This window comes from Novilysobacter selenitireducens (genome assembly GCF_020026895.1).
Classification (GTDB): domain Bacteria; phylum Pseudomonadota; class Gammaproteobacteria; order Xanthomonadales; family Xanthomonadaceae; genus Lysobacter_C; species Lysobacter_C selenitireducens.
On record NZ_JAINZW010000042.1, the window covers coordinates 1 to 291 of the forward strand.

Genomic DNA, 291 nt, shown 5'->3' on the forward strand with positions numbered 1-291 from the left:
TCATCGTAGTCCACTATACTCTCCCCGTTATCCAATTTGGACAGTGGATCTTCCCATAGTGAGGTCATCCGAACTGCCTCTTCCTCACAAGTCAGCCGTTTCTTCTCCGCCGTGCTGGGAGTGTCGCTCTTGAAGATGATTGTGCCGTCGCTGTCAACGATTCCAGCCGTCTCCAGATTGTTCCTAAACACGTTGTTGAAACGTAGTATGTCCCTTCTGACTGCGGGATGCCATTGAGATAGCTCTTCGAGCAGTTTTGACTCGTCGACGGCCCCCAAAGTCTCGCGTTCT

The 291-nt window shown here is 51.5% G+C and carries 1 protein-coding gene; it reads right to left on the bottom strand.

The annotated features are described in order from the left end of the window. Positions 1 to 291: hypothetical protein (locus K6753_RS14495; RefSeq protein ID WP_223677172.1), on the bottom strand; the 291-nt coding region annotated here is incomplete at both ends.